The 16,912-nt window shown below is 64.4% G+C and carries 15 protein-coding genes; 7 read left to right on the top strand and 8 right to left on the bottom strand.

Translation table 11 applies throughout. From position 1 onward, the window contains the following. Positions 1–67: 67 nt before the first annotated feature. From hflD to WCE05_RS10450, 4 genes are all read right to left on the bottom strand, one after another. Positions 68–688, bottom strand: a complete 621-nt coding sequence (gene hflD / locus WCE05_RS10465; RefSeq protein ID WP_225789181.1) for a high frequency lysogenization protein HflD — start codon at positions 686–688, stop codon at positions 68–70. Further along, positions 685–1,809 carry a tRNA 2-thiouridine(34) synthase MnmA gene (gene mnmA, locus WCE05_RS10460; protein ID WP_225789182.1) on the bottom strand — a complete coding sequence of 375 codons (1,125 nt, stop codon included), beginning with the start codon at positions 1,807–1,809 and terminating at the stop codon, positions 685–687. Before mnmA ends, hflD begins: the two co-directional genes overlap by 4 nt. Before the next feature lie 55 nt (positions 1,810–1,864). Beyond that, on the bottom strand, positions 1,865–2,305 hold the full coding sequence (locus WCE05_RS10455) for an NUDIX hydrolase (protein ID WP_225789183.1): 441 nt from the start codon (positions 2,303–2,305) through the stop codon (positions 1,865–1,867). Positions 2,306–2,464: 159 nt separating this feature from the next. Further along, positions 2,465–4,690 carry an NADP-dependent isocitrate dehydrogenase gene (locus tag WCE05_RS10450; RefSeq protein ID WP_225789184.1) on the bottom strand — a complete coding sequence of 742 codons (2,226 nt, stop codon included), beginning with the start codon at positions 4,688–4,690 and terminating at the stop codon, positions 2,465–2,467. A gap of 560 nt (positions 4,691–5,250) precedes the next feature. Here WCE05_RS10450 and icd point away from each other — a divergent pair. Continuing rightward, positions 5,251–6,507 carry an NADP-dependent isocitrate dehydrogenase gene (icd, locus tag WCE05_RS10445; RefSeq protein ID WP_225789185.1) on the top strand — a complete coding sequence of 419 codons (1,257 nt, stop codon included), beginning with the start codon at positions 5,251–5,253 and terminating at the stop codon, positions 6,505–6,507. Positions 6,508–6,681: 174 nt separating this feature from the next. Here icd and cspD read toward each other — a convergent pair whose 3' ends face one another. Further along, entirely contained in the window at positions 6,682–6,939 is a 258-nt protein-coding gene (gene cspD, locus WCE05_RS10440) for a cold shock domain-containing protein CspD (protein WP_317235052.1), read from the bottom strand. A 230-nt stretch (positions 6,940–7,169) separates the two neighbouring features. Between cspD and clpS the strand changes: the two genes are divergently transcribed. Together clpS and clpA are read left to right on the top strand one after the other, a co-directional pair. Further along, positions 7,170–7,532: an ATP-dependent Clp protease adapter ClpS gene (gene clpS / locus WCE05_RS10435; RefSeq protein WP_225789186.1), complete on the top strand. Its 363-nt coding sequence runs from the start codon at positions 7,170–7,172 to the stop codon at positions 7,530–7,532. A gap of 30 nt (positions 7,533–7,562) precedes the next feature. Further along, the gene (gene clpA, locus WCE05_RS10430) at positions 7,563–9,833 is read left to right on the top strand and encodes an ATP-dependent Clp protease ATP-binding subunit ClpA (protein ID WP_368815862.1); all 2,271 of its coding nucleotides are present in this window, start codon (positions 7,563–7,565) and stop codon (positions 9,831–9,833) included. An 88-nt stretch (positions 9,834–9,921) separates the two neighbouring features. Here clpA and infA read toward each other — a convergent pair whose 3' ends face one another. From infA to aat, 3 genes are all read right to left on the bottom strand, one after another. Further along, positions 9,922–10,140: a translation initiation factor IF-1 gene (gene infA / locus WCE05_RS10425; RefSeq protein ID WP_002553999.1), complete on the bottom strand. Its 219-nt coding sequence runs from the start codon at positions 10,138–10,140 to the stop codon at positions 9,922–9,924. Positions 10,141–10,243: 103 nt separating this feature from the next. Further along, entirely contained in the window at positions 10,244–10,951 is a 708-nt protein-coding gene (locus WCE05_RS10420) for an arginyltransferase (protein WP_225789188.1), read from the bottom strand. A 55-nt stretch (positions 10,952–11,006) separates the two neighbouring features. Next, on the bottom strand, positions 11,007–11,687 hold the full coding sequence (gene aat, locus WCE05_RS10415) for a leucyl/phenylalanyl-tRNA--protein transferase (RefSeq protein ID WP_368815861.1): 681 nt from the start codon (positions 11,685–11,687) through the stop codon (positions 11,007–11,009). Positions 11,688–12,079: 392 nt separating this feature from the next. Here aat and ftsK point away from each other — a divergent pair, with 392 nt between their 5' ends. The 4 genes from ftsK (at position 12,080) to crcB (ending at position 16,889) form a co-directional block, all read left to right on the top strand. Next, positions 12,080–14,494 (top strand): DNA translocase FtsK, encoded by a 2,415-nt coding sequence (gene ftsK / locus WCE05_RS10410; protein WP_253080565.1) that lies wholly within the window; start codon positions 12,080–12,082, stop codon positions 14,492–14,494. Between the two features lie 62 nt (positions 14,495–14,556). Beyond that, positions 14,557–15,180 carry an outer membrane lipoprotein chaperone LolA gene (gene lolA, locus WCE05_RS10405; RefSeq protein ID WP_225789191.1) on the top strand — a complete coding sequence of 208 codons (624 nt, stop codon included), beginning with the start codon at positions 14,557–14,559 and terminating at the stop codon, positions 15,178–15,180. Positions 15,181–15,192: 12 nt separating this feature from the next. Then, positions 15,193–16,518: a replication-associated recombination protein A gene (locus WCE05_RS10400; protein WP_225789192.1), complete on the top strand. Its 1,326-nt coding sequence runs from the start codon at positions 15,193–15,195 to the stop codon at positions 16,516–16,518. Then, complete coding sequence (gene crcB / locus WCE05_RS10395) at positions 16,515–16,889, top strand: fluoride efflux transporter CrcB (RefSeq protein WP_225789193.1); 375 nt, start codon at positions 16,515–16,517, stop codon at positions 16,887–16,889. The genes WCE05_RS10400 and crcB overlap by 4 nt, the downstream gene beginning before the upstream one ends. Positions 16,890–16,912: the final 23 nt, after the last annotated feature.

Below are 16,912 nucleotides of genomic sequence, written 5' to 3'. Positions count from 1 at the left end.
AGCGAGCCTCGAGCTACGAGCGGCAAGAGAATGCGAACGCTACGCTGCTTCTACTTGCAGCTTGCGCTTACCCCCGCATCATGTCGTACAGCTCGTTGAGCAACTTGCGCCGGCTGAACACCAGTTGCCAGCGGTGCCCGCCCAGTTGGCGCCACAGGCGCGCGGCACGGATACCGGCGAGCAGCAGGGCGCGGATCTTCGACGCATTGCTGGCCTGCTGCAGGAAGCGCATGTCGCCATGCACCTGGATACGCTGGCGCAGGGTGCTCAGGGTGTCCTGGTACAAGGCTCCACTGGAAGCGATGACATTTTCGTGAACCAGGCCGAAATGGTCGGCCTGGGCCTGGATCTGCGGCAGGCGTTGGCCGATGGTGTCGAGCATGTCGCCGCGCTTGGCCAACTGGCGCTCCAGGCCCAGCATCGACAGGGCATAGCGCAGGGGTTCGCGCTGCAGGCTGCTGGGGTCGCGCTCCAGGGCGCCGACCAGGGCACGGTAGCCGTCGCGCAGGTTGAGGTCGTCGCCACCGAACACCTCCAGGGTGTCCTTGGGGTCGCGCACCAGCAGGCTGCCGAGCATGCAGCCGATGTCGGCCTCGCTGGCCTGGCCGGTACGGGCGATGCGGTCGACCAGCACCGCGGCCTGGAACACACCACCGAGGGCGACCAGTTGCTCTTGGGTACCATTCATGCGCGTGGGCTCCAGGGCTCGGCGGTTTCGATCACACCGCCACCCAGGCACACCTCGCCGTCGTAGAACACCACCGACTGGCCCGGGGTCACGGCCCGTTGCGGCTCGTCGAACACGGCCCGGTAGCCGCTCGCGGTGCGCTCGAGCACGCAGGCCTGGTCGCCCTGGCGGTAGCGCACCTTGGCGGCGAGGCGGCGCGGGGCGGACAGGTCGACCGGGTTGACCCAGTAGATCTCCGAGGCCAGCAGGGCGCGGGAGAACAACCAGGGGTGTTCGTTGCCCTGGCCGACGACCAGCACGTTGCGCGACAGGTCCTTCTCCAGCACGTACCACGGCTCGTCGCCGGCGTCCTTCATGCCGCCGATGCCCAGGCCCTGGCGCTGGCCGATGGTGTGGTACATCAGGCCGTGGTGGCGGCCGATCACTTCGCCTTCGGTGGTCTCGATGTTGCCGGGCTGGGCCGGCAGGTACTGCTTGAGGAAGTCGCTGAAGCGGCGCTCGCCGATGAAGCAGATGCCGGTGGAGTCCTTTTTCTTGGCCGTGGCCAGGCCGTGTTTCTCGGCGATGGCGCGTACCTCGGGCTTTTCCAGTTCGCCGACCGGGAACAGGGTGCGAGCGATTTCCTTGCCGCCGACGGCATGCAGGAAGTAGCTCTGGTCCTTGTTCGGGTCCAGGCCCTTGAGCAGTTCGGTGAGCTCGCCGGTGTCGCGGCGACGCACGTAGTGGCCGGTGGCGATCAGGTCGGCGCCGAGCGACAGGGCGTAGTCGAGGAAGGCCTTGAACTTGATCTCGCGGTTGCAGAGGATGTCTGGGTTCGGCGTGCGGCCGGCCTTGTATTCCGCGAGGAAGTGCTCGAACACGTTGTCCCAGTATTCGGCGGCGAAGTTGGCGGTGTGCAGCGTGATGCCGATGCGGTCGCACACGGCCTGGGCATCGGCCAGGTCTTCGCGGGCGGTGCAGTATTCGGTGCCATCGTCCTCTTCCCAGTTCTTCATGAACAGACCTTCCACCTGGTAGCCCTGCTCCATGAGCAGAAGGGCGGAGACGGAAGAGTCCACGCCGCCGGACATGCCGACGATGACGCGGGTCTTGGCGGGGTCTTTGAGTGCTGGGCTGGTCATGGCTACCGGTTGTATCTGGGAAAAAGGCCGATTCTATCAGGCCGGGCCTCGCGCGTCAGTCGCGCAGCAGGTCGAGGCTGTGCAAGGGGCCTGCCAGGTAGTCGTCGATGCAGCGCGGCACCAGTTCGCTGCGCCAGCGCGTGGGGTCGGCCAGCAGCTCGTCGCGGGTCAGCCAGACGGCGCGTACGATGTCGCTGTCCAGGGCCAGCTCCGGGCGTTGGCGCACGGGGCGGGCGGCGAAGCAGATGCGCTGGTAGGTCACGCCGTTGCTCGGCGCGGTGTACAGGTAGATGCCGACCACGCCGGTGAGCTCGACTTCCCAGGCGGTTTCCTCGAGGGTTTCGCGCAGGGCGGCCTGGGGCAGGGTCTCGTTGGCTTCCAGGTGCCCGGCGGGCTGGTTGAAGACGTGCTGGCCGGCCTTGAATTCCTCGACCATGAGGAAGCGGCCCTGGTCTTCGACGATGGTGGCGACGGTGATGTGGGGTTGCCAGGACATGCTCGGTTTCTTCCAAAGTGGCGAGCGTCGAGCTGCAAGCGGCAAGAAAAAGCGGATCGCAGGCTGCTCTCTCTTGCCGCTTGCAGCTCGAAACTCGAAGCTGAAAAAGCACAAACCCCGGTGCGTGGCCGGGGTTTGCGCTGTTACGTCAAGCGAACCTTACAGTGCGGCGATCGCGCTGTTGAAGGTCTGGCTCGGGCGCATCACCTTGCTGGTCAGCTCGGCATCCGGGGCGTAGTAGCCACCGATGTCGGCCGGCTTGCCCTGCACGGCGTTGAGCTCGGCGACGATGGTCGCCTCGTTCTCGGCCAGGGCCTTGGCCAGTGGGGCGAAGCGCGCCTGCAGGGCGGCATCGTCGCTCTGCGCGGCCAGGGCTTCGGCCCAGTACAGGGTCAGGTAGAAGTGGCTGCCGCGGTTGTCGATGTTGCCGACCTTGCGTGCTGGCGACTTGTTGCCGTCGAGGAACTTGCCGGTGGCCTGGTCCAGGGTGTTGGCCAGGACCTTGGCGCGTGGGTTGGCGTAGGCGTTGCCCAGGTGCTCCAGGGAAGCGGCCAGGGCCAGGAACTCGCCCAGCGAATCCCAGCGCAGGAAGTTCTCTTCGACCAGCTGCTGCACGTGCTTGGGCGCCGAACCGCCGGCACCGGTCTCGAACAGGCCGCCGCCATTCATCAGCGGAACGATCGACAGCATCTTGGCGCTGGTGCCCAGCTCCATGATCGGGAACAGGTCGGTCAGGTAGTCACGCAGTACGTTGCCGGTCACCGAGATGGTGTCCTTGCCTTCGCGGATGCGCGCCAGGGAGAACTTGATGGCCTCGACCGGTGCCAGGATACGGATGTCCAGGCCGCTGGTGTCGTGGTCCTTCAGGTACTTCTGGACCTTCTCGATCATCACGCCGTCGTGGGCGCGGGCAGGGTCCAGCCAGAACACCGCCGGGGTGTCGCTCAGGCGAGCGCGGTTGACGGCCAGCTTGACCCAGTCCTGGATCGGCGCGTCCTTGGTCTGGCACATGCGGAAGATATCGCCGGCCTCGACGTTCTGCTCCAGCAGCACCTGGCCCTTGCCGTCGACCACGCGCACGACGCCGTCGGCCTTGATCTGGAAGGTCTTGTCGTGGGAGCCGTATTCCTCGGCCTTCTGCGCCATCAGGCCGACGTTCGGCACGCTGCCCATGGTGGTCGGGTCGAAGGCGCCGTTGGCCTTGCAGTCCTCGATCACGGCCTGGTAGATGCCGGCGTAGCAACGGTCAGGGATGACTGCCTTGGTGTCCTGCAGTTCGCCCGCGGCGTTCCACATCTTGCCCGAGTCGCGGATCATGGCCGGCATCGAGGCGTCGACGATGACGTCGCTCGGCACGTGCAGGTTGGTGATGCCCTTGTCGGAGTTGACCATGGCCAGGGCCGGACGGACGGCGTACAGGGCCTGGACGTCGGCTTCGATCTCGGCCTGCTTGTCGGCTGGCAGGTCCTTGATGCGGGCGTACAGGTCGCCGATGCCGTTGTTGGCGTTGAAGCCTACCTCGGCCAGGGCGGCGGCGTGCTTGGCCAGCACGTCGTTGTAGAACTCCTCGACGATGACGCCGAACATGATCGGGTCGGAGACCTTCATCATGGTCGCCTTCAGGTGGACCGACAGCAGCACGCCGGAGGCCTTGGCGTCGGCGATCTGCTCGGCGATGAAGGCTTTCAGGGCCTTGCGGCTCATGACGGCGCAGTCGATGACTTCGGCGGCCTTGACCGGGGTCTTTTCCTTCAGGACAGTGGTGGCGCCGTCCTTGCCGACCAGCTCGATGCGCAGGCTGTCATCGGCCTCGATCAGCGCGGCCTTTTCGCTGCCGTAGAAGTCGCCCTGGCTCATGTGCGCCACGTGGGACTTGGAGTCGGCGGCCCAGGCGCCCATCTTGTGCGGGTGCTTGCGGGCGTAGTTCTTGACCGACAGCGGGGCGCGGCGGTCGGAGTTGCCTTCACGCAGGACCGGGTTCACGGCGCTGCCCTTGATGCGGTCGTAGCGCGCGCGGGCTTCCTTCTCGGCCTCGGTGGCCGGCTCGTCGGCGTAGTCGGGGATGTTGTAGCCCTTGCCCTGCAGTTCCTTGATCGCGGCCTTGAGCTGCGGTACCGAGGCGCTGATGTTCGGCAGCTTGATGATGTTGGCTTGCGGGGTGGTGGCCAGCTGGCCCAGTTCCGCCAGGTGATCGCCTACCTGCTTCTCGGCACCGAGCTGCTCGGGGAACGCGGCGAGGATACGGCCAGCGAGGGAGATATCGCGGGTTTCGACGGCGATGTCAGCGCAAGCGGTGAAGGCTTCGATGATTGGCAGCAGTGAGTAGGTGGCGAGGGCGGGAGCTTCGTCGGTGAAGGTGTAGATGATCTTGGAACGGGTGGGCATATGCGGGTTAACTCTCTGTTTTGCTGAGCGTGCTCGAAGTCTCGAGGTGCGCAGGGTAGGCGCTTCGCCCTGGCGGCGCCATGGGCAATTGGTCGAGAGGCTACGAGCGGTGATGGTGGATGCATCAGTCGAGCGTCAAACGGCTGGGTCGCGGTAACGGCCCAGGCTTTTTGGCCGTTGATGGCCGAGGGCGAGCCGCGTTTTTCCAAGGGTTCGCCCCAATGACCCTGCGGTCAGCGCCGGAGTATACCAAACCCTTCGGCCTAATCAGCAAGGCGAAGTGATATCGATTCACTTATAAGACCAAAGGCGTAGGAGCAATGTGGCGTGATGCCGCAGGCTCGAGGGGCTGCAAGCTTCAAGCTGCAAGCGGCAAGAAAAAGCGGCTATGCGGTGTGGCTGAGCTTGCGGTCGGCGCGGTTTTGGAGGCGTGCTCGTCATTGAATCCAGCGCCGATCAGCTTGCCGCTTGCAGCTTGAAGCTTGCAGCCCGGAAAAGCTGGTTTAGGCTCAATGGATCGCAGGATGTCCAATCACACTTGGCAAGCGGAGTAGTGCAGCATGGGATACCAGAAAATCAAGGTTCCGGCAGAAGGCACCAAGATCACCGTCAATGCAGACCATTCGCTCAACGTTCCAGACAACCCCATCATTCCCTACATCGAGGGCGACGGCATTGGCATCGATGTCACGCCGGTGATGATCAAGGTGGTGGATGCCGCCGTGCAGAAGGCCTACGGCGGCAAGCGCAAGATCGCCTGGATGGAGGTGTATGCCGGCGAAAAAGCCACCCAGGTCTATGACCAGGACACCTGGCTGCCCCAGGAAACCCTCGACGCGGTGCGCGAGTACGTGGTGTCGATCAAGGGGCCGCTGACCACCCCGGTGGGCGGCGGCATTCGCTCGCTCAACGTGGCCCTGCGCCAGCAACTGGACTTGTATGTCTGCCTGCGTCCGGTGCTGTGGTTCCAGGGCGTGCCCAGCCCAGTGAAGAAGCCTGGCGACGTCGACATGGTGATCTTCCGCGAGAACTCCGAGGACATCTATGCCGGCATCGAGTGGAAGGCCGGCTCGCCCGAGGCGAACAAGGTGATCAAGTTCCTCAAGGAGGAAATGGGCGTCACCAAGATCCGCTTCGACCAGAACTGCGGCATCGGCGTCAAGCCAGTCTCCGAGGAGGGCACCAAGCGCCTGGTGCGCAAGGCGTTGCAGTACGCCGTGGACAACGACCGCGAGTCGGTGACCCTGGTGCACAAGGGCAATATCATGAAGTTCACCGAAGGCGCCTTCAAGGACTGGGGCTACGAGGTGGCGCGCGACGAGTTCAAGGCCGAGTTGCTCGATGGCGGCCCCTGGATGACGTTCAAGAACCCCAGGACTGGCCGCGATATCGTGGTCAAGGACGCCATCGCCGATGCCATGCTCCAGCAGATCCTGCTGCGCCCGGCCGAGTATGACGTGATCGCCACCCTCAACCTCAACGGCGACTACCTCTCCGACGCCCTGGCGGCGGAGGTGGGCGGCATCGGCATCGCGCCGGGGGCCAACCTGTCCGACACCGTGGCCATGTTCGAGGCGACCCATGGCACCGCGCCCAAGTACGCCGGGCAGGACAAGGTCAACCCAGGCTCGGTGATCCTCTCGGCGGAGATGATGTTGCGGCACATGGGCTGGACCGAGGCGGCCGACCTGATCATCAAGGGAACCAATGGCGCCATCGCGGCCAAGACCGTTACCTATGACTTCGAACGCCTGATGGACGGGGCCACGCTGGTCGGCAGCTCGGGCTTCGGTGACGAGATGATCAAGCACATGTGAAGGCGCGGGTCGTTGGGGCTGCGTTGCAGCCCTTTCGCGACACAAGGCCGCTCCCACAGGGGCGCCCCTAAAAACACTGGGTCAGGTTTCGTTCTAATTTAGGCAACAAATGAAAACCGGCCAGCCCTGCGAGGGCTGGCCGGTTCCCGATGTGCCTGCAGAAGGCTGTGTGGATCAGGCCTGGACGGTATTCGCCACAGGCTGGGCTTCGGCCTTCGCGGCCGTGGCGCCGGCACCGCAGATATTCACCGCGTGCAGGCCCTTGGGGCCCTGGACGATATCGAAGGTCACGGGCTGGCCGGCCTTGAGCGTCTTGTAGCCGTCCATCTGGATATGCGAATAGTGGGCGAACAGGTCTTCGCTCTTGCCCTCCTCATTGACGAATCCATAGCCCTTGGCATTGTTGAACCACTTGACTTTACCGCTCGCCATCCTCATGTCCCTCTGCAAAGGACTCCATCACTGGAGTATCATCCACGTCATCCGCATACGAACCATGCGAAAAAATCTGGTTGACTGCGCGGATCTTTATCGACCACGGTGGGTTCTTATTGGTTGTAACACCGTTTTGCCGATAGTCAAGGTCAGACGGCGCCCGCGCCGGGCGCGGCCTTCGCGGTCAACCCACTACCTTAACCTGTCGATATGATGAAATTCTTTCCATGCATCCACTCAGCCAGATTCGACTAACATTCAATCAGGATCGCCCGCAATCTAACGAGGACGACGGCTCCGGTCTGGCGGTACAGGAAGCCAAGCCGATCCTGCAGGCGCCACCGATGTACAAGGTGGTTTTGTTCAACGATGACTACACACCGATGGATTTCGTCGTCGAAGTGCTCGAGACGTTCTTCAATCTGAACCGCGAGCTGGCGACCAAGATCATGCTGACCGTCCATACCGAAGGGCGGGCAGTGTGCGGATTGTTTACCCGCGACATCGCCGAGACCAAGGCCATGCAGGTCAACCAATACGCCAGGGAAAGCCAGCATCCGCTACTCTGTGAAATCGAGAAGGACGGTTAATCGCCGACCACTTGGGTATGAGGTGAAGCTATGTTAAACCGCGAGCTCGAAGTCACCCTCAATCTGGCCTTCAAGGAGGCCCGTTCGAAGCGTCATGAATTCATGACCGTCGAGCATCTGCTGCTGGCACTCCTTGACAACGAGGCCGCCGCGACCGTTCTGCGCGCCTGTGGCGCCAATCTCGACAAGCTCAAGCACGACCTGCAGGAGTTCATCGACTCCACCACGCCGCTGATCCCCGTGCATGACGAGGACCGCGAGACCCAACCGACCCTGGGCTTCCAGCGTGTACTGCAGCGTGCCGTGTTCCATGTGCAGAGTTCCGGCAAGCGCGAAGTCACTGGCGCCAACGTGCTGGTGGCGATCTTCAGCGAACAGGAAAGCCAGGCCGTGTTCCTGCTCAAGCAGCAGAGCGTGGCCCGCATCGACGTGGTCAACTACATCGCCCATGGCATCTCCAAGGTGCCGGGCCATGGGCCGCACAGCGAAGGCGACCAGGACATGCAGGACGAGGAGGGCGGCGAGGCCGCGTCCTCGGGCAATCCGCTGGACGCCTATGCCAGCAACCTGAACGAACTGGCCCGTCTGGGCCGCATCGACCCACTGGTGGGGCGCGAGCAGGAAGTCGAGCGGGTCGCCCAGATCCTCGCCCGCCGGCGCAAGAACAACCCGCTGCTGGTCGGCGAGGCCGGCGTGGGCAAGACCGCCATCGCCGAAGGCCTGGCCAAGCGCATCGTCGATGGCCAGGTCCCGGACCTGCTGGCCCAGAGCGTGGTGTACTCCCTCGACCTGGGTGCCCTGCTGGCTGGCACCAAGTACCGGGGCGATTTCGAAAAGCGCTTCAAGGCTTTGCTTGGCGAACTGCGCAAGCGCCCGCAGGCGATCCTGTTCATCGACGAAATCCACACCATCATCGGTGCCGGCGCGGCGTCGGGAGGGGTGATGGATGCGTCCAACCTGCTCAAGCCGTTGCTGTCGTCCGGTGACATCCGCTGCATCGGTTCGACCACCTTCCAGGAGTTCCGTGGCATCTTCGAGAAGGACCGTGCCTTGGCGCGGCGTTTCCAGAAGGTCGACGTCACCGAGCCGTCGGTGGAAGACACCGTGGGTATCCTGCGTGGCCTGAAAGGCCGCTTCGAGACCCACCACAACATCGAGTACAGCGATGAGGCCCTGCGTGCCGCGGCGGAACTGGCCGCACGCTACATCAATGACCGGCACATGCCGGACAAGGCCATCGACGTGATCGACGAGGCCGGCGCCTATCAGCGCCTGCAGCCGGAGGACAGCCGCGTCAAGCGCATCGACGTGCCGCAGGTCGAGGACATCGTCGCCAAGATCGCGCGGATTCCACCGAAGCATGTCACCAGCTCCGACAAGGAGCTGCTGCGCAACCTCGAGCGTGACCTCAAGCTCACGGTGTTCGGCCAGGACGCGGCGATCGACTCGCTGGCCACGGCGATCAAGCTCTCGCGTGCCGGGCTCAAGGCGCCCGACAAGCCGGTCGGTTCGTTCCTCTTCGCCGGCCCTACCGGCGTGGGCAAGACCGAGGTGGCGCGCCAGTTGGCCAAGGCCCTGGGTGTCGAGCTGGTGCGCTTCGACATGTCCGAGTACATGGAGCGGCATACCGTGTCGCGCCTGATCGGTGCGCCGCCCGGCTACGTCGGGTTCGACCAGGGCGGTCTGCTGACCGAGGCGATCACCAAGCAGCCGCATTGCGTGCTGTTGCTCGACGAGATCGAGAAGGCCCACCCGGAAGTCTTCAACCTGCTGCTGCAGGTGATGGACCACGGCACCCTGACTGACAACAACGGGCGCAAGGCGGATTTTCGCAACGTGATCCTGATCATGACCACCAACGCCGGCGCCGAGACCGCCGCGCGGGCCTCGATCGGCTTCACCCAGCAGGACCATACCTCCGACGCCATGGAAGTCATCCGCAAGAGCTTCACGCCGGAGTTCCGCAACCGCCTGGACACCATCATCCAGTTCGGCCGCCTGAGCCACGAGACGATCAAGAGCATCGTCGACAAGTTCCTCATCGAACTGCAGGCGCAGCTGGAAGACAAGCGTGTACTGCTGGAAGTCAGCGACGATGCCCGCGGCTGGCTGGCGACCACCGGTTACGACGTGCAGATGGGCGCGCGGCCGATGGCACGGCTCATCCAGGACAAGATCAAGCGGCCGCTGGCCGAGGAGATCCTGTTCGGCGAGCTGGCCGAGCACGGCGGGGTGGTGCACATCGACCTGCGCGATGGCGAGCTGGTGTTCGACTTCGAGACCACGGCCGAGGTGGCGTGACCGTAGGAACGGGGCCGCTTTGCGGCCCCGGTTTCTCGTAATCCATGAAAAAGCCCGGCACATGGCCGGGCTTTTCATTGGCTTGAGCTTAGCGCGCGCGGTAGGTGATGCGGCCCTTGCTCAGGTCGTACGGCGTCAGTTCGACGCGGACCTTGTCGCCAGTGAGAATGCGGATGTAGTTCTTGCGCATCTTGCCGGAGATGTGCGCGGTTACGACGTGCCCGTTTTCCAACTCCACGCGGAACATGGTGTTGGGCAGGGTGTCGACGACAGTACCTTCCATTTCGAAGCTGTCTTCTTTCGACATGCAGTAAAGCCCTCGGTATCCAGTGACGGCCCGACGCACCACTGCATCGGGCAAAAAAAGTGGCGTGGATTATGCCCGAAAACTGTGTTTCAAGCCAATGCTTTCAATTGAGGGTGACCCAGCGCTGGTTGATCAGCAGTTCGATGGGGCGGTACTGGGTCTTGTAGTTCATTTTCTTGCAGTTCTTGATCCAGTAGCCGAGGTAGACCGCGTCGAGGTTCTGCCGCAGCGCCTCGGTGATCTGCCAGAGTATGGCGTAGCGGCCCAGGCTGCGGCGCTCTTCCTCGGGCTCGTAGAAGGTGTAGACCGCCGACAGGCCGTTGGGCAGCAGGTCGCACACCGCCACTGCCATCAGCCTGCCTTCCAGGCGGAACTCGTAGAACCAGCAGAACGGCAGGTCGCGCACCAGGAAGGTGGAGAACTGGTCGCGGCTTGGCGGGTACATGTCACCGTCGGCATGGCGCTGCTCGATATAGCGCCGGTACAGGTCGAAATACTCTTCCTTGAACGCCGGGCGTGCGGCGCTGACGGTGAGGTCGGCGTTGCGCTTGAGGATGCGCCGTTGCTGGCGGTTGGGGATGAAGCGCGCGGCCGGGATGCGCGCTGGCACGCAGGCATTGCAGTGCTGGCAATGGGGGCGATACAGGTGGTCGCCACTGCGGCGAAAGCCCATTTCCGACAGGTCGGCGTACACATGCACGTCCATCGGTTGGCTGGGATCGAGGAACAGGGTAGTGGCCTGCTCGTCCGGGAGGTAGCTGCAGGAGTGGGGCTGAGTGGCATAGAACTTCAACCGCGCCAACTCTGTCATGATCGACCCCTCGGCAAGACTTTGCCTTAAGTGTAAGCCAGCTGGCAGAACTCGCCTAGCGCACCCAGGTGGCGCCGCTGGGTTGGTCCAGGTAGCGCGCCAGGTGGTCGGCGAAGCTGGCGCGGCTGATGGCGCGGGCGCCGAGGCTGTGCAGGTGGTTGGTCGGCATCTGGCAGTCGATCAGCACGAAGCCGGCCTGCCGCAGGTGCTCGACCAGCGTCGCGAAGCCCACCTTGGAGGCATTGTCGGCGCGGCTGAACATCGATTCGCCGAAGAATAGCCGGCCCATGGCCAGGCCATACAGGCCGCCGACCAGCTCGCCCTCCTGGCGTACCTCCACCGAGTGGGCGATGCCGCGCCGATGCAGCTCGCAATAGGCGGCGCGCATGTTGTCGGTGATCCAGGTGCCGTCGGCATAGTCGCGGGGGGCGGCGCAGGCGGCGATCACCGCCGGGAAGTCGGTGTCGAAGGTGACCTGGTAGCGGCCTTGGCGCATCAGCTTGGCCAGTGAGCGAGACACGTGCAGCTCGTCCGGGAACAGCACGGTGCGTGGGTCGGGTGACCACCAGAGGATCGGTTGGCCGTCCTGGTACCAGGGGAAGCAACCATGGCGATAGGCCTGCACCAATCGCTCCGGGCTCAGGTCGCCGCCGGCGGCGAGCAGGCCGTTGGGCTCGTGCAGGGCTTTTTCCAGGGGCGGGAAGGTGAGCGAGTCACGGGTCAACCAGGTGAGCATTGTCTTTCGGCGGTGGGGGAGGGGAGGGTGAAGAGCATGGCGCGGCGGTGGTTGCAGGTCAATGCATGGCCTTGTAAGAGCGTGTGGCAGGGGGGCGGCACCGATTGACGCTTGCTCATGCATGCAATGGAAGATTTCCTACACAATCGCCCGCCATCCGGCACCAACCCGGACATTTGCTGTCATACCTGTGCAAAAACACAGCATAAGCCTTTGTCACGAAAGAAAATGCGTGCTCAAATTGCAGGCATAGGAAATTGGCCCCCATTCACGCCCCGTATGGCGTGCCGCCATGGCGGCTGGCGGGCAGTAATGTTAAAAGTAGTGGTTCGTCGACCGGTCACCGGGTCGATCACTACTGGACGCGCAGCAAGCGCAGGAATAGACGCGTTTTGAAGAAATCCACCGCAACCCCGACCCCCTTGCCCGTGCCCCTGTGGCGGCAGCAGCTGCATTACCGCCTCAAGGAAGGCGCACTGATCGCCGTCGGCGCCCTGTGCCTGTACCTGTGGATGGCACTGCTGACCTACGACACGGCGGATCCGGGCTTCAGCCACACCAGCAACGTCGAGCAGGTGCAGAACGCCGCCGGCCGTGCCGGTGCCTACTTCGCCGATATCCTGTTCATGGTGCTGGGGTATTTCGCCTACATCTTCCCGCTGCTGCTGGCGATCAAGACCTGGCAGATCTTCCGCGAACGCCACCAGCCCTGGCAGTGGAGCGGCTGGCTGTTCTCCTGGCGGCTGATCGGCCTGGTGTTCCTGGTGCTGTCGGGCGCGGCGCTGGCGCATATCCATTTCCATCCGCCTGCAAGCTTGCCGTTCTCCGCCGGTGGCGCGCTGGGCGAAAGCCTGGGCGACCTGGCGCGCAACCTGCTCAACGTGCAGGGCAGCACGCTGATGTTCATCGCCCTGTTCCTGTTCGGCCTGACCGTCTTCACCGACCTGTCCTGGTTCAAGGTGATGGACATCACCGGCAAGATCACCCTCGACCTGTTCGAACTGGTGCAGAGCGCGGCCAATCGCTGGTGGGCGGCGCGCAACGAGCGCAAGCGCCTGGTGGCGCAACTGCGCGAGGTGGACGAGCAGATCGACGAAGTGGTCGCCCCGGTGGTGGCCGACAAGCGCGAGCAGGTCAAGGCCCGCGAGCGCATCATCGAGCGTGACCAAGCCCTGAACAAGCACGTGACCCAGCGTGAGCAGCAGCCGGCGCCGGTGATCATGCCGGCCCCGGCCAAGGCGCCGGAGCCGAGCAAGCGGGTGATGAAGGAAAAACAGGCGCCGCTGTTCGTCGACAGCGCCGTGGAAGGCACCCTGCCGTCGATTTCCATCCTCGACCCGGCCGAGCAGAAGAAGATCGAGTACTCGCCCGAGTCGCTGGCCGGCGTCGGCCACCTGCTGGAAATCAAGCTCAAGGAATTCGGCGTCGAAGTCTCGGTGGACTCGATCCACCCAGGCCCGGTGATCACCCGCTACGAGATCCAGCCGGCGGCCGGGGTCAAGGTCAGTCGCATCGCCAACCTGGCCAAGGACCTGGCGCGCTCCCTGGCGGTGACCAGTGTGCGCGTGGTCGAGGTGATCCCTGGCAAGACCACCGTGGGTATCGAGATCCCCAACGAGAACCGCCAGATCGTGCGCTTCTCCGAGGTGCTGTCGTCGTCCCAGTACGACGAGGCCAAGTCGCCGGTCACCCTGGCACTGGGCCATGACATCGGTGGCAAGCCGGTCATCACCGACCTGGCCAAGATGCCCCACCTGCTGGTGGCCGGTACCACCGGTTCCGGTAAGTCGGTGGGGGTCAACGCCATGATCCTGTCGATCCTGTTCAAGTCCAGCCCGGAAGACGCGCGCCTGATCATGATCGACCCGAAGATGCTCGAGCTGTCGATCTACGAGGGCATCCCGCACCTGCTCTGCCCGGTGGTCACCGACATGAAGGACGCCGCCAACGCCTTGCGTTGGAGCGTGGCCGAGATGGAGCGGCGCTACAAGCTGATGGCGGCGATGGGTGTGCGCAACCTGGCTGGTTTCAACCGCAAGATCAAGGACGCCCAGGAGGCCGGCGAGTCGATCCCCGACCCGCTGTACCGCCGCGAGAGCATGGACGACGAGCCGCCGGCACTGAAGACCCTGCCGACCATCGTCGTGGTGGTCGACGAATTCGCCGACATGATGATGATCGTCGGCAAGAAGGTCGAAGAGCTGATCGCCCGTATCGCCCAGAAGGCGCGGGCCGCCGGTATCCACCTGATCCTCGCCACCCAGCGTCCGTCGGTGGATGTGATCACCGGCCTGATCAAGGCCAACATCCCGACCCGCATGGCCTTCCAGGTGTCGAGCAAGATCGACTCGCGGACCATCATCGATCAAGGCGGCGCCGAGCAGTTGCTCGGCCACGGTGACATGCTCTACATGCCGCCGGGCACCAGCCTGCCGATCCGCGTGCATGGCGCCTTCGTCTCCGACGACGAGGTGCACCGCGTGGTGGAGGCCTGGAAACTGCGTGGCGCACCGGACTACAACGACGACATCCTCAACGGTGTCGAGGAGGCCGGCAGCGGCTTCGACGGTGGTGGTGGCGGTGGTGGCGATGGCGACGATCCGGAAGCCGATGCCCTGTACGACGAAGCGGTGCAGTTCGTCCTGGAAAGCCGTCGGGCATCCATTTCCGCGGTGCAGCGCAAGCTGAAGATCGGCTACAACCGCGCTGCGCGGATGATCGAGGCCATGGAGATGGCTGGCGTGGTCACCCCCATGAACAGCAACGGCTCGCGGGAAGTGATTGCCCCGGGCGGCCCACGCGATTGATGATCACCTTGCCGGGCGCCGAAGGCGGCGCCCGGCCCATTCACTGTTCGACGAGGATTCCCATGCGCGCGATTCGCATGCTGTTGGTTTCTGCCCTGGCCCTGGGCGCCGTGTCGGCCCATGCCGACGAGAAGGACGTGGCGCGCCTGACCCAATTGCTGGAAAAGTCGCAGACCATCACTGCCCGTTTCTCCCAGCTGACCCTGGATGCCAGTGGCACCAGCCTGCAGGAGACCAGCGGCGAGATGGCGGTCAAGCGCCCAGGCCTGTTCTACTGGCACACCGATGCGCCCCAGGAACAGGTGGTGGTGTCCGATGGCCAGAAGGTCACCCTGTGGGACCCGGACCTGGAGCAGGCCACCGTCAAGAAGCTCGACGAGCGCCTGAACCAGACCCCGGCGCTGCTGCTGTCCGGTGACGTGTCGAAGATCAGCCAGAGCTTCGACATCACCTCCAAGGAGCAGGGCGAGGTCCTGGACTTCACCCTCAAGCCCAAGACCCGGGACACCCTGTTCGACTCGCTGCGGGTGTCGTTCCGCCGTGGGCTGATCAACGACATGCAACTGATCGACAGCGTCGGGCAGCGCACCAATATCCTGTTCAACGGGGTCAAGGCCAACGAGGCGGTCCCGGCGAGCAAGTTCCAGTTCAAGATCCCGGAAGGCGCCGACGTCATCCAGGAGTAACGAGAGCGCATCATGGACCTGTTTCGAAGCGAACCTGTCGCCCAGCCCCTGGCCGCCCGCCTGCGTCCGTCCAACCTGGACGAGTACGTCGGCCAGGAGCACCTGCTGGCACGCGGCAAGCCGCTGCGCGAGGCGCTGGAGCAGGGCGCGCTGCATTCGATGATCTTCTGGGGGCCACCCGGGGTCGGCAAGACCACCCTGGCGCGGCTGCTGGCGCAGTTCTGCGATGCGCATTTCGAGACCGTCTCGGCGGTGCTGGCCGGGGTCAAGGAGATCCGCCAGGCGGTCGAGGTGGCCAAGCAGCAGGCTGGCCAGTACGGCCGTCGGACCATCCTGTTCGTCGACGAGGTGCACCGCTTCAACAAGTCCCAGCAGGATGCCTTCCTGCCCTATGTGGAAGACGGCACGCTGATCTTCATCGGCGCCACCACCGAGAACCCCTCGTTCGAGCTGAACAACGCGCTGCTGTCGCGGGCCCGGGTCTATGTGCTCAAGAGCCTGGACGAAGCCGCCCTGCGCAAGCTGGTCAACCGCGCCCTGACCGAGGAGCGCGGCCTGGGCGAGCGTCGGCTGCAGGTCGGCGACGAAGCCTTTCAGATGCTCATGGCCGCCGCCGACGGCGATGGTCGGCGCATGCTCAACCTGCTGGAGAACGCCTCGGACCTGGCCGAGGACGGTGGCGAGATCGGCGTCGACCTGCTGCAGAGCCTGCTCGGTGACAGCCGCCGCCGCTTCGACAAGGGCGGCGAGGCCTTCTACGATCAGATCTCGGCGCTGCACAAGTCGGTGCGCGGCTCCAACCCGGACGCCGCCCTGTACTGGTATGCGCGCATGCTCGATGGGGGCTGCGACCCACTGTACATCGCCCGCCGCGTGGTACGCATGGCCAGCGAGGATATCGGCAACGCCGACCCCCGTGCCCTGAGCCTGTGCCTGGCGGCCTGGGACGTGCAGGAGCGCCTGGGCAGCCCGGAAGGCGAACTGGCGGTGGCCCAGGCCATCACCTACATCGCCTGTGCGCCGAAGAGCAACGCGGTGTACATGGGCTTCAAGGCGGCCATGCGCGAGGCGGCCGAGCACGGCTCGCTGGAGGTGCCGCTGCACCTGCGCAATGCCCCGACCAAGTTGATGAAGCAACTGGGCTACGGCGAGGAGTACCGCTACGCCCACGACGAGCCCGATGCCTACGCCGCCGGCGAGGACTACTTCCCCGAGCAGCTCGAGCCGCGCCAGTACTACCAACCGGTACCCCGGGGCCTGGAACTGAAGATCGGCGAAAAGCTGCGCCACCTGGCCGAGCTCGACCGCAACAGCCCCCGCCAACGGAGAAAACCGTGATCGTACTCATCGCCGCCGTCAGCGCGGGCGGCGTCGCCGGCACGCTGCTGCGCTTCGCCACCGCCAACTGGGTCGCTGCCCACTGGCCACGACACTTCTATGCCGGTACGCTGGCGGTCAATCTGGTCGGCTGCCTGCTGATCGGCCTGCTCTACGGCCTGTTCCTGCACAAGCCGCTGGCGCCGGTCGAGCTGCGCGCAGGGCTGATCGTGGGCTTCCTCGGTGGCCTGACGACCTTTTCCTCCTTTTCGCTGGATACCGTGCGCCTGATGGAAAGCGGGCAAGTACCGCTGGCCCTGGGCTATACCGGTATCAGCGTAGTGGGCGGGCTGCTGGCCACCTGGGCCGGCCTGTCCCTGACCAAATTCTGAACCAACACACAACGAGAGAACGA

This window comes from Pseudomonas sp. I2, assembly GCF_040984075.1.
In the GTDB taxonomy this organism is placed as follows: domain Bacteria; phylum Pseudomonadota; class Gammaproteobacteria; order Pseudomonadales; family Pseudomonadaceae; genus Aquipseudomonas; species Aquipseudomonas guariconensis_B.
This window is presented reverse-complemented; position numbering and strand designations above follow the sequence as displayed.